At 45.7% G+C, this 12228-nt stretch carries 11 protein-coding genes; 9 read left to right on the forward strand and 2 right to left on the reverse strand.

Features of this window, described 5'->3' with window-relative positions; all coding sequences use genetic code 11:
* Nucleotides 1-460 precede the first annotated feature (460 nt).
* Both AC1RR2_RS00005 and AC1RR2_RS00010 read right to left on the reverse strand, forming a co-directional pair.
* The gene (locus AC1RR2_RS00005; protein ID WP_493220251.1) at nt 461-916 is read right to left on the reverse strand and encodes an IS3 family transposase; all 456 of its coding nucleotides are present in this window, start codon (nt 914-916) and stop codon (nt 461-463) included.
* 66 nt (nt 917-982) lie between these two features.
* Nucleotides 983-2038, reverse strand: a complete 1056-nt coding sequence (locus tag AC1RR2_RS00010; protein WP_493220252.1) for an SEL1-like repeat protein — start codon at nt 2036-2038, stop codon at nt 983-985.
* Between the two features lie 205 nt (nt 2039-2243).
* Here AC1RR2_RS00010 and AC1RR2_RS00015 point away from each other — a divergent pair, with 205 nt between their 5' ends.
* The 9 genes from AC1RR2_RS00015 to AC1RR2_RS00055 all read left to right on the forward strand — a co-directional run bounded on the left by AC1RR2_RS00015 (nt 2244) and on the right by AC1RR2_RS00055 (nt 12161).
* The gene (locus AC1RR2_RS00015; protein ID WP_493220253.1) at nt 2244-2915 is read left to right on the forward strand and encodes a phosphoribosylanthranilate isomerase; all 672 of its coding nucleotides are present in this window, start codon (nt 2244-2246) and stop codon (nt 2913-2915) included.
* 17 nt (nt 2916-2932) lie between these two features.
* Nucleotides 2933-4213: a tryptophan synthase subunit beta gene (trpB, locus tag AC1RR2_RS00020; protein ID WP_493220254.1), complete on the forward strand. Its 1281-nt coding sequence runs from the start codon at nt 2933-2935 to the stop codon at nt 4211-4213.
* Nucleotides 4214-4324: 111 nt separating this feature from the next.
* Nucleotides 4325-5122, forward strand: a complete 798-nt coding sequence (gene trpA / locus AC1RR2_RS00025; protein WP_493220255.1) for a tryptophan synthase subunit alpha — start codon at nt 4325-4327, stop codon at nt 5120-5122.
* Between the two features lie 167 nt (nt 5123-5289).
* The gene (gene accD / locus AC1RR2_RS00030) at nt 5290-6162 is read left to right on the forward strand and encodes an acetyl-CoA carboxylase, carboxyltransferase subunit beta (RefSeq protein WP_493220256.1); all 873 of its coding nucleotides are present in this window, start codon (nt 5290-5292) and stop codon (nt 6160-6162) included.
* A 145-nt stretch (nt 6163-6307) separates the two neighbouring features.
* Nucleotides 6308-7624 carry a bifunctional tetrahydrofolate synthase/dihydrofolate synthase gene (folC, locus tag AC1RR2_RS00035; RefSeq protein ID WP_493220257.1) on the forward strand — a complete coding sequence of 439 codons (1317 nt, stop codon included), beginning with the start codon at nt 6308-6310 and terminating at the stop codon, nt 7622-7624.
* A gap of 87 nt (nt 7625-7711) precedes the next feature.
* Complete coding sequence (locus AC1RR2_RS00040; protein ID WP_493220258.1) at nt 7712-8773, forward strand: SPOR domain-containing protein; 1062 nt, start codon at nt 7712-7714, stop codon at nt 8771-8773.
* A 95-nt stretch (nt 8774-8868) separates the two neighbouring features.
* Nucleotides 8869-9357, forward strand: coding sequence for a CvpA family protein (locus AC1RR2_RS00045; protein ID WP_493220259.1), 489 nt, complete (start codon nt 8869-8871; stop codon nt 9355-9357).
* A 78-nt stretch (nt 9358-9435) separates the two neighbouring features.
* Complete coding sequence (gene purF / locus AC1RR2_RS00050; RefSeq protein WP_493220260.1) at nt 9436-10956, forward strand: amidophosphoribosyltransferase; 1521 nt, start codon at nt 9436-9438, stop codon at nt 10954-10956.
* A 257-nt stretch (nt 10957-11213) separates the two neighbouring features.
* Nucleotides 11214-12161, forward strand: coding sequence for an ABC transporter ATP-binding protein (locus AC1RR2_RS00055; RefSeq protein WP_493220261.1), 948 nt, complete (start codon nt 11214-11216; stop codon nt 12159-12161).
* Nucleotides 12162-12228: the final 67 nt, after the last annotated feature.

The raw sequence follows: 12228 nt of genomic DNA on the forward strand, positions 1-12228 counted from the left end.
CTGGCGCGCGGCCAAAAAGCGAGACGTACAACTGAGTCACTTGCGTGCGCATTTGTGTAGTAACAGCCATGTGTGTAGCTCCTAAAAGGAATTAATATTAATTAAAAAAAATACAAGCCAACTATGTATCATTGCCTGCCAATCGCACAATAAATGCGCGAAACAATGAAACATACGACTTGCAATTAAATGCGAAATATATCACGCCTTCGAAGTTCTTTCGAAGAAATTTACTTAGATACCGTAAAGGCATCTCTTACCCCGCCACAGACAATTTAGCCTCAATGTCGAGGCACTGTGAGGACGAATGAATTTCGTGTAATTGGATTTTTCGCAGGAAACTTCTATTTTACTGGGAGGTCTAAAAGTGTTGTTTTAAGCACGAATATCTTTCCTCACAAATTGGTTCGCCATAAGTCCGTGCTTAAGCCGTCCGTTGAGGTGGACTCTATCGCTGCGGTCAACGTTGTAAGTAGGCCGTTGTTGATAAATAACTATGCGTAGGATGCAGGCGCGGGCGTTCGTCAAAGACCTCAATGTATTCAAAGCTTTCATACTTCATTTCTTCATGTGTTTGGTGCTTTATGTCGTGATAACGTTCGTTTTTAAAGTTGTGAAACCGGTTCTCTGTCCTTACAAATTGCTTGCTCGTGAGGCTGTCATCATCGCTAACGGTACTGTCATTTGATTGTCGTGTATCGAGGCGCTGGTTAATGGCAGATTGTATACCCTTACGCATTGCATTTTGTTCCGCGGTGACACTCTTTGCGGGGGCGCATTGACGATGCGCAGTTAAAGTTTGCGTCAATTGCCAGCCTATCTTGCTTACTTTTACTTCTTTTGCTGGCCTTATTTCACCTTTTTTGGACCGTCCAGGACGCTGTTTATGCGCCTTCTCTGCAGAACCAACTTTCACTTGCTTTATTGGCTTTGCGTGTGAAGAGTTTAACCCGCGTTTTATTTTTTTAGAATTGATGCGATTTTACTTTGCTGGTGACTGCTTTAAGTTGAATTTAACACCACTCCATCCATCTGCCGTGAATTGAATATTCAGTGCGATACTCTTGTCGCATCCGACGAATGTCCATATTTCGTTCCAAGTTCCAGCGATCAAATAAGTGTTATTTAAAGGTTGTTCGGTTGGAAGATATGTCGCATTTTTGATAGGTTCGGTTGATAGATTTGTGAGTTTAAATTGAGAGATGTCACAGTTCGCACGATCTGTCTGCGAAATCGAAAAAGGTACTGCAACTAAAATTTGTTTATAGATGTTATTGATTGCGGTTGGGGAAAGATGTGTATTTCCAATTGTTTTCGTGAATTCTGCTAGCTTTATCAGATTTTGTAATTTTTCAGGTAGCGTTTTTACATCGTTCTTAAGGATGTTCTTGACTGTCAGAAGACGTTCAATGTTGGATGGCGCCGAAGATTCGGAAAGAAAAGCAATTGTTGTTTTCATCGCGACACCGTGGCCTGATTTTATCGCACTACCAAGACCATTTAGCGCCTCTGTTTGTTCAACCCTTTCTGCGACTGGTGTTCGTGCTAATTTTGTGTATTTTGCTTGATCTTCCTTACCTTCTTGAGTGTAGTTAAATGTGGGGTCTTGTGAGAAAACGAGATAAAGCATAAAACCACCTGCAGGCGAACCTTCTTTCCAAGCTTGGCGTGCGTATTCACGTGCGCGGTTGTAGTCCGCTTTTGATCCATCTTTTGGAAAAACGAGGCATTCTGACATTGTTACCTTTGCTGTTATATCGCCAGCCTCAGCAGCTTCCAACGCAATCTTACAAGCTCTCTTTTCATCTCGAAATGGGCTAGGAAAACTACGTAAATAGCTTGACAGTAGGCCTTTAGCTGCATTGTCTCCAGCGTCTGCTGCATCTTGTAAAATTTTAATTGCCGAGCTCAGGTCATTTTTATTCATCGCAAGATTGGCATCTTTCACTGCGTCTGCTTGCGCAATATCACATGTCATTGAAATGATTAATCCTGTAACAATGATGAGGGCTGCTTTTGTACTTAGTGGGGAAAACATAGAAATTCTCTTTTTAGTGAAGCGAGCTTCGGTGAATAGAAACAACGATTTCTCAGGACAAAATCTTTATTGTGGTGAATATGGTAACTAATCTATTTGAATATGGCTAATTACAGTTTGGTAAACATAGGATAGTATTCGGTTCCTTTAATTGAAATTTTTAGTTTGCACATTGATGTTCGATAGAATAGTTCCCTCTAAAACGATGAAAACTAGAGTCAAAATTTGCGGTGTCACACGAGAGCAAGACTTGCAGGTGGCAATTAAGGCTGGCGCTGACGCCATTGGTTTTGTATTTTACCCACCAAGCCCGCGCTATCTGACGCCTGAAGCTGCGGCACCCTTAATTGCGGCAATGCCGCCATTTGTGACCTCGGTAGGTTTGTTTGTGAACGCGAGTCTTGAGGAGCTACAAGCCGTCATCAAGCTAGCACCTATACAATTATTGCAATTTCATGGGGACGAATCAGCACAAGAGTGCCATCGCCTAGCCAGCGCAGTGAACCGGCCTTTTATCCGGGCTTTCCGGGTAAAACCTGACACAAGCGCGGCAGATTTGTTAGAATGCGAAGCTAAATATCAAGCAGTCAGTCCTTTGTTTCAGGGCTTATTGCTTGACACTTTCGTAGATAGTTTCGGTGGTAGTGGAAAGGTTTTTGATTGGTCTCTCATTCCAAAAGAACTCGCGCCTCGGGTCGTTTTAAGTGGTGGCTTGAGCGTACAAAACGCGACTGACGCAGTCGTGCGGGTACGGTCATTTGCAGTCGACATCAGTAGCGGTGTCGAACTGTCAAAAGGCGTGAAGGATGCAGCTAAGGTACGGGCATTTGTACAAGCAGTGCGCTTGGCCGATAGCATGCCAGACAATCAAAACTAGTTTTCCAAGGAATTCTCATGAAAGAATTATCTTCCCTTGACGCACATTTCGAGCGTCAGTCAGTGGCAGCTCAAGCGCCAACTGCGATTTACCATTCAGCGACTTATAATTTCCCCGATGCCAAAGGACATTTTGGTATGTATGGCGGAACCTTCGTTTCAGAAACTTTGACCCATGCATTGAACGAGTTGAAGGACGCCTACGCTAAATACCAGCATGACCCGGAATTTTTAGAAGAATTTCGGTACGAGCTAAAACATTTCGTCGGTCGTCCGTCGCCCATCTATCATGCCAAACGCTGGTCTGAGATCATGGGCGGCGCGCAGATTTATTTTAAACGTGAAGATCTCAATCACACTGGCGCGCACAAAATCAACAACGTCATAGGCCAAGCCTTGCTGGCAAAACGCATGGGTAAGCCTCGTGTCATTGCAGAAACTGGTGCGGGTCAACATGGTGTTGCGACAGCAACGATTTGTGCCCGTTTTGGTTTGGAATGCGTGGTGTACATGGGGTCGGAAGACGTTAAGCGTCAAGCGCAAAATGTATATCGCATGAAATTGCTTGGCGCGACTGTGGTGCCAGTTGAATCAGGCTCTAAAACTTTGAAAGATGCCTTGAACGAAGCGATGCGTGACTGGGTCGCGAATGTCGATAATACTTTCTACATTATTGGTACGGTCGCGGGGCCGCATCCTTACCCTATGATGGTGCGCGATTTTCAATCGGTGATCGGGGAAGAATGCTTATGGCAGATGCCAGAGGTGGCAGGGCGTCAACCTGATGTGGTCACCGCTTGTGTCGGTGGCGGTTCAAATGCGATGGGAATTTTTTATCCTTACATTGATCTGAAAGACGTGCAGTTGATCGGCGTTGAAGCAGCGGGCGAGGGCTTAGAAACTGGCAAACATTCCGCATCATTGACGGCGGGTTCCCCGGGCGTATTGCACGGCAATCGCACTTATTTGATGCAGGATGAAAATGGCCAAGTCATCGAAACGCATTCCGTTTCGGCTGGTCTCGATTACCCAGGTGTCGGCCCTGAACACGCCTGGTTAAAAGACTCAGGTCGTGCACAATACGCGACCATTACGGATGAAGAAGCGCTCAAAGCCTTTCATGATTGCTGTCGTATCGAAGGGATAATTCCAGCACTGGAATCGAGCCATGCTTTAGCCTATGCGGCTAAATTGGCGGCGACCATGCCTAAGGATAAGATCGTGTTGGCGAATTTGTCTGGGCGTGGCGATAAGGATATGCATACCGTCGCGGAACGCGCTGGGCTTAAGTTCTATTGAACATTATTAGACCAATTGCAGAGACGCTGATAGCACGGATTTTGTCTTAAATAGGCGATCAGCGTCGCTTTCTAGTTTCGATATCCTTAGCAATAATTGAGCGCAAAAATTATGTCCCGAATTCAAACATGCATGGCTGCCTTAGCGGCAAACAACAAAAAAGGTCTGATCCCATTTATCACTGCCGGCGATCCTGACCCTGAATTAACTTTACCTTTAATGCACGCCTTGGTCGAAGGTGGTGCCGATATTATCGAACTCGGCGTACCATTTTCGGATCCTATGGCCGATGGTCCTGTGATACAACGTGCTTCTGAGCGTGCTCTGGCCAAAGGCGTCGGCCTGCGTGATGTATTAGAGATGGTCAAACAGTTCCGCAGCACGAACCAAGTTACGCCCGTCGTATTAATGGGTTATGCCAATCCTATCGAACGTATGGGACAAGAGCAATTTATACATGCAGCTTCCGAAGCCGGTGTTGATGGCGTCTTAGTCGTTGATTACCCGCCTGAAGAATGTGAATATTTCGCAGAAAACATGCACAAAAACGGCATGGATACGATTTTCTTGCTGGCACCGACGTCGACGGACGAGCGTATTGCGCAAGTCGGTAAAATCGCCACGGGCTATGTGTATTATGTTTCTCTTAAAGGTGTAACAGGCTCCGGTGCTTTGGATTTGGATGCAGTCGCTGCGATGATTCCACGCATTAAAAAGCATGTGAATGTACCGGTCGGTGTTGGCTTTGGTATTCGTGATGGTGCGACGGCGAGGGCGATTGCGTCGGTATCTGATGCGGTGGTCATAGGTTCTCGCATTATTCAAGAACTGGAAAATACCCCAAGGGAACAAGCTGTGGCTGCAGTACAAAGTTTTATCACTGAAATTCGTAGCGCTCTTGATAATTAAATCGTCCTAAAACTCACGCAAATCAGCTAGTTAATGATTATCAAATAGCTACCTGAGTCGCAATTGGCGCGGAAATAGAATAGAATACGCGCCAATTGCAGCATTCCCAGAAGAGTGCGCCCCGTTTGATGAATGTAAATTGATCAAATAGATATGAGGAGAGAGCTATGAGTTGGTTAGAAAAATTACTTCCCCCACGTATTCAACGTTCCGAAACGGCCAACCGCCGTTCCATGCCTGAAGGCTTATGGGTCAAATGCCCATCTTGCGAAGCCGTTTTATACCGTTCCGATTTAGAAGCAAATGTCCACGTGTGCTCCAAGTGTAATCATCACTTGCGTATCAGCGCGCGCGAACGTCTCGATGCCTTGCTCGATACGGGTGGTCGCTATGAGATAGGTCAGGAAGTTTTGCCGGTCGATACTTTGAAATTTAAAGATAGTAAAAAATATCCAGAGCGTTTGAAAGATGCGATGGACAGCACGAATGAAACTGATGCATTAGTGGTCATGGGCGGATCTATTATGTCGGTACCCGCCATCGTTGCTTGTTTCGAGTTCGGTTTTATGGGCGGCTCTATGGGCTCTGTAGTGGGCGAGCGTTTTGTGCGCGGCGTGCAGGCAGCTTTGGAGCAAAAAGTGCCGTTTATTTGCTTTACTGCCACTGGTGGTGCGCGTATGCAAGAAGGTTTGTTGTCTCTGATGCAGATGGCAAAAACGACAGCGATGCTAACTAAGCTGACAGAAAAGAAATTACCATTTATTTCGGTATTGACTGATCCAACCATGGGTGGTGTGTCTGCTTCTTTTGCCTTTATGGGCGATATCGTGGTCGCTGAACCTAAGGCCTTGATTGGTTTTGCAGGTCCTCGCGTGATTGAAAATACGGTGCGCGAAAAATTACCGGAAGGTTTTCAACGCGCAGAATTCCTAGTGCAAAAAGGTGCGGTCGATATGATTGTTGATCGTCGTAAAATGCGTGAAGAATTAGCGCGATTAATGGCGCTGTTACAAAATCAACCGGCGGAAGCGGTTTCTTAACTTTTGTATGCAATTGCGGAGCCTGAAGATATTTGCTGAAACGGCAAAATCTTCAGGCTCTTTTCATTTCAGCTTGATCGCTTGCAAAGTTTCGCCAGTATCTTGAACTGCAAGCAAAGTCGTAACATCCTTGAGTAAATTATTTATGTCATCCAATATCGTTAATCTTTCCTCCTTGGATAACCCCGGCAATCTGGCCGACTGGCTGAAATTACTAGAGCAGCGCCACGCCAAAGAAATCGATATGGGCCTAGATCGCGTGATGCAAGTTAAGCAGGCGTTGGGAATTCATTACGATTGCCCGGTCATTATGGTGGCGGGCACGAATGGCAAGGGTTCCACTTGCGCAATGTTGGAAGCAATCTTGCTGCAAGCCGGTTATAAAGTGGGGCTGTATAGCAAGCCGCATTTTCTCGATTTTAATGAGCGTGCTCGTATTAACGGCATACCTGTTGTGGATGAATTATTTGTCAGCACCTTTCAAGAAGTCGAATCCGCGCGCGGCGATGTTTCCCTCACGTATTTTGAATTTACTACTTTGGCGATCTGCCAATTATTAGCGCGTCAAAATCTCGATGTCGTGATTTTGGAAGTAGGATTGGGCGGTCGTCTGGATGCTGTGAATGTGATTGATGCTGATGTCGCCATAGTGACTAGCGTGGACATTGATCATGTTGATTATTTGGGCGACACGCGCGAAAAGATAGGCTTTGAAAAAGCCGGCATTTTCCGGACTGGGAAGGCCGCAATATGCAGCGATCCACAAGCACCTCAAAGTTTAATCGATCACGCGGAAGCAATTGGCGCTGATTTGCGTTTGTTTGGACGTGACTTCAACTATAACGGCGACAAACAGCAATGGAATTTCGGTGGTCGCGATCAACGCCGAAATTCTTTGGCTTACCCTAGTTTGCGTGGTGCTAATCAACTGTTAAATGCTTCCGCCGTTTTGGCCGCTTTGGAAGCCTTGCGACATCAGTTACCTGTCGGTGCACAAGAAGTCCGTACCGGATTGGTTATGGTCGATTTGCCTGGACGTTTTCAGGTGTTACCGGGACGTCCAGCAGTGGTGTTGGACGTGGCGCATAACCCGCATGCCGCGGCGACCTTAGCGCAAAATCTCGATAATATGGGCTTTCATGCCTATACCTACGCTGTGTTTGGTTCTATGCTGGATAAAGATATCGCTGGGGTGATCTCGCACATGAAAGCAAAAGTAGATCACTGGTGTGTGTGCGATCTGCCTTTGCCACGTGCTGCCAGTGCAGACCAATTGGCGCAATCGCTTGAAATGGCCGGTGTACTGGAAGATAAAGAACATAGTTTGCAAAAATTCAGCTCGCCCGAAGATGCTTATGCGTTTGCACTGAGCAAAGCGGGGGAAAATGATAGAATAGTGGTCTTCGGTTCTTTTTTAACGGTTGCAGGTGTAATGCGAGCCAGAAGAAATGCCAGTTCTTGATTGTCAACATCAGAAAGAATGTCGCAGTAAGCGTGTTTTTTTGGGTGTTTCTACTAATATCAGCTTGAGATAAAACAGAAATTTGCTATGAGCCTGGACTCGCTATTTAAGCAAAACAACAAGAAGAAAAACGATACAGAAATCGCTGACGATCAAGTTAGCGGTGAGTTTCGTTCCCGCTCCGAAGAAGACAGTCTGGCTGCGTCCGAAATCTCAGCTCGCGGCAAAGCGACGAAGGCGAATAAACGACCCACTAACAATCGAAAAAATGGTGCCGACGAAGTCGCTTTACCGGAAAAAAAACGTGCGCGTCGGCGTTTAATCGGCGCAGTGGCTTTGGTATTGGCAGCGATTATAGTTTTGCCCATGGTGTTTGATTCCGAGCCTAAGCCGAGTAGTCAAAAAATTTCCATAGAAATTCCTTCGAAAGACACCCCTTTAACGACAACAAGTCCGACTCGTGTCGCTGCGAGTTCCTCGGTATCTTCGAATGAAGCTGGCGTGGTTCAAGGCATAGATAGTTCGGAAGAGCTTATTGCAGCGCCTACCACATCCGCAGTTGCAAAAGCACCAGAGACCGCGAAATTGGAAGCGGCGCGTAATGTGGTGAAAGTCGAAAGTGCGAGCACACAAAAATCACCTGAGAAACAATCAGATAAACAAATAGATGTTGCCGCGGTTAACAAAACAGTGGTGTCCACTTTACCGCCTGTTACTAACAAAGTAACGCAGGATGTCGTGAAGAAAACAGAAGCGAAAGTTGACGCGAAAGCAGAACATAAGGCAGAACCTAAGGCCGAAGCGAAGAAAGACAATAAAGATGATGCAGCACGTGCACTCGCCATACTAGAAGGGCGCGCACTACCTGCCGACGAAGCGAAAAGCAGCGTAAAACCTGCGCCTCAAACCACATCTGCTGCAGGTAGTTTTACCGTGCAGGTAGCCGCATTGAATTCTCCCGAAAAAATTCGTGAATTGCAGGCAAAATTGAAAGCGGCCAGCATCACCTCTTATACGCAAAAAATCACCACCAAAACAGGCGAAGTCAGCCGTATTCGGGTGGGGCCTTTTGCGAATAAAGCAGAAGCCGAAAAGATGCGGGCTAAATTGGTAAAACTAGGTTTGAATGGTTCATTGCTGCCTAACTAATTACCTAATTAATTAGCCTAATTAGGTTCAACAGGTTTAACGACAAAATTGAGCAATTGTAGACTCGCCAAAGAAACCAAAGAGCGGATAGACTCGTGACTATATTTGATTACATCGTATTGTTCATCATTATTTGTTCGGTTGTCATTAGCACCATGCGTGGCTTGGTGAAAGAAATTTTGTCTTTAATCAGTTGGATTATTGCTTTAGTCGTTGCGAACGCCTTCGGTGCGACGCTGGCTGCTTGGTTACCCGATGTAATTCCGGGACAATTGACACGAATGATAGTTGCTTTCTTGGCTTTATTCATCGTTGTGCGTTTGTTGATGGCTTTATTGATGCGCGCAGTGGATGCCATGATCAAGGCTGCAGGTTTGAATTTGGCGGATCGCGGTCTTGGTGGTTTGTTTGGTTTGGCACGTGGTTGTGTGATTGTGATGACCTTAGTATTGGTCTGTGGTATGACGGCTATTCCTCAGCAGGCATTCTGGCGCGATGCTTTACTCAGCCCGCTAGCGGTGTCTGCAGTGCGTACTGTAATGCCTTTTTTGCCAGGTTCCGTTACTCAGCATGTGAAGTTGTGATCGTACTTGGCGTGTAGTAGTTGTTCGTAATTCGCTTTATTTTTCTATCGTTTTCTTTTTGTTTTTTAGGAGTCCACCATGTGTGGCATCGTCGGCGTAGTTTCAAAAAATCCCGTTAATCAATTGATCTATGATGCCTTGTTGCTGTTGCAGCATCGCGGTCAGGACGCGGCAGGTATCGCGACTAGTCATGGCAATAAATTCGCAATGCATAAAGCGAATGGTTTGGTGCGTGACGTGTTTCGTACCCGTAATATGCGTTCTTTGCCGGGCAATATCGGTATCGGTCAGGTGCGCTATCCCACCGCTGGTTCCACCAGTGAAGAAGAAGCGCAACCATTTTATGTGAATGCCCCATTTGGTATTGTGCTCGCGCATAACGGTAATTTGACCAATGCAGCGGAATTGAAAATTGAGCTATTCAAAAATGATTTTCGTCATTTGAACACAGACTCCGACTCGGAAGTATTGTTGAATATTTTGGCGCATCAGATTCAAGAAGTGGTCAGCGGTTATTCTCTTGATCCAGCGTCTATGTTCCGTGCAGTGTCGATTTTGCATCGTCGTGTGCGTGGTTCCTATGCCGTAGTCGCGCAAATTGCTGGTTATGGATTGTTGGCATTCCGTGATCCGTTTGGTATTCGTCCCTTGTGCATAGGTACAGCACAAACTGATCAGGGCGTCGAATATATGCTGGCGAGTGAATCCGTTGCGCTGGAAGGCACAGGTTTTAAGTTTGAGCGTGATGTGGCGCCAGGCGAGGCGATTTTTATTGATCTCGACGGCAATATGTATAGCGAACAATGTGCAGAAAATCCTAGCTTAAACCCGTGTGCGTTTGAATACGTCTACCTGGCACGACCTGATTCCACGATAGACGGCACCTCGGTGTATCAGACTCGTTTGAATATGGGTAAATATCTGGCAGAAAAAATTCGCAATCAATTTGGGCAAGGCGACATTGATGTTGTTATGCCTATCCCGGATTCGTCTCGTCCTTCTGCGATGGAATTGGCGGATTGTTTGAATTTGGATTATCGCGAAGGTTTTATCAAAAATCGTTACATCGGTCGTACTTTTATGATGCCGGGACAAGCGATTCGTAAAAAATCTGTGCGCCAAAAATTAAATGCCATTGCCTCCGAATTCAAAGGTAAGAATGTCTTGTTAGTGGATGACTCCATCGTTCGCGGTACGACTAGCCGTGAAATCGTGCAGATGGCACGCGAGTCTGGCGCTCGCAGAGTGATTTTTGCATCGGCTGCGCCTCCGGTGCAATTCCCGAATGTGTATGGAATTGATATGCCAACGCGTAGTGAATTGATTGCTTATGGTCGTTCGCAAGAAGAAATTTGTCGTGAAATTACGGCCGATGCCTTGGTGTATCAAGATGTCGATGATATGAAACGTGCGATATCGGATGCCAATCCGGTATTGAAGAGTATTGAAGCGTCTTGCTTTGATGGTGTGTACATCACTGGTGATGTGACGCCAGACTATCTGGATCGTTTAGAAGCAGCGCGCAATGGCTCTCGTCCAGATAAAGAAGACATGGTGCGTTCTCAACTGAACTTAAATTTGTCGCATAGCGCAGATTAAACTCAGGGTGATGCGGCAGCATCAATGCGTTCAGCAAAAAAAACCAGCAATCAATAATCTAGATTGCTGGTTTTTTTTTCGTCATGAATTTACGAATGCATGAATTCATCAATAGGGCGGGTGACATTTGTCATATGAAAGTCGTGGCAAATTGTTCTATTCAATGTGAAGTATTTGCTTGAAAATAATTGCCATATGTTGCAGATCTTTTTTAATGTGAATTGAACTAAATTCGCTACCACCATGGAGTAAATAGCATGACCGATATCCTGCTCGAGGTACAACAACTAAGCAAATCCTTTGGGGCTCGTAAAGTGGTCGATGATGTGTCATTTTCAGTTCGGCGGGGTCAAACGATAGGCTTGTTGGGACCTAATGGTGCAGGTAAATCAACTACGGTTAATATCATCTGTGGCCTATTGCAAGCCGACTGTGGACAGGTAAAGTTATCTGGCCAGGAAATGAGTGCGGGGAATAATCAGGCGAAAATGAGATTGGGATTGGTGCCGCAGGATCTTGCTCTTTTTGAAGATTTGTCGGCGCGTGAAAATTTGAAAATCTTTGGCGCTTTATACGGTTTAAGTGGAAATCATCTGCAAACACGTTGTGATGCGGTACTAGATTTAGTGAGTCTCTCAGATCGCGCTAAAGACAAACCAGCGACATTCTCCGGTGGTATGAAACGTCGATTGAATATCGCTGCAGCACTAATGCATGAGCCAGAATTGTTGATCCTCGATGAGCCCACGGTTGGAGTTGATACGCAAAGCCGAAATGCGATTTTTGATGCTTTAGAAGTTTTGAAATCGCAGGGTCGCTCTTTGATTTATACCAGCCACTATATGGAAGAGGTCGAGCGCTTAGCCGATCATATTGTGATTATCGATCATGGGAAGTTGATTGCGAACGAAAGTCCTGCCGATTTATTTAAGCGCTTGCCGGCGCATGCGGCTTTAGAACTACAGTTGTCACAAGCACTAACTGTACTGCAACTGCAAAATTTGCAGCAACAAATTGGCGTCGTCAATGTAGAAAGCAAAGACCATGGCCAGCAAACGACCATTGCCTTGAGCGATGGCGAACATGCTTTACGCCTACTCAATTATTTGCAAAGCGAAGGAATTCGGCCCCTGCATTTTGCGACCGCTAAAACGAATTTAGAAGACATCTTTTTAAGTTTAACCGGACGCAGTCTGCGTGATTAGTTAAATTGATTTGCAAGCTTAGGAAAAAGCTTGTGCCGATATAAACTCTAATCTGAACACCAACACG

This window comes from Undibacterium sp. GW821-FHT11H02, assembly GCF_058808015.1.

Bases quoted from the DNA above. Each gene is read 5' to 3' on its own strand.
- AC1RR2_RS00010 (WP_493220252.1), bottom strand. From the start codon at position 2,038: ATGTTTTCCCCACTAAGTACAAAAGCAGCCCTCATCATTGTTACAGGA.
- AC1RR2_RS00015 (WP_493220253.1), top strand. From the start codon at position 2,244: ATGAAAACTAGAGTCAAAATTTGCGGTGTCACACGAGAGCAAGACTTG.
- trpB (WP_493220254.1), top strand. From the start codon at position 2,933: ATGAAAGAATTATCTTCCCTTGACGCACATTTCGAGCGTCAGTCAGTG.
- trpA (WP_493220255.1), top strand. From the start codon at position 4,325: ATGTCCCGAATTCAAACATGCATGGCTGCCTTAGCGGCAAACAACAAA.
- accD (WP_493220256.1), top strand. From the start codon at position 5,290: ATGAGTTGGTTAGAAAAATTACTTCCCCCACGTATTCAACGTTCCGAA.
- folC (WP_493220257.1), top strand. From the start codon at position 6,308: ATGTCATCCAATATCGTTAATCTTTCCTCCTTGGATAACCCCGGCAAT.
- AC1RR2_RS00040 (WP_493220258.1), top strand. From the start codon at position 7,712: ATGAGCCTGGACTCGCTATTTAAGCAAAACAACAAGAAGAAAAACGAT.
- purF (WP_493220260.1), top strand. From the start codon at position 9,436: ATGTGTGGCATCGTCGGCGTAGTTTCAAAAAATCCCGTTAATCAATTG.
- AC1RR2_RS00055 (WP_493220261.1), top strand. From the start codon at position 11,214: ATGACCGATATCCTGCTCGAGGTACAACAACTAAGCAAATCCTTTGGG.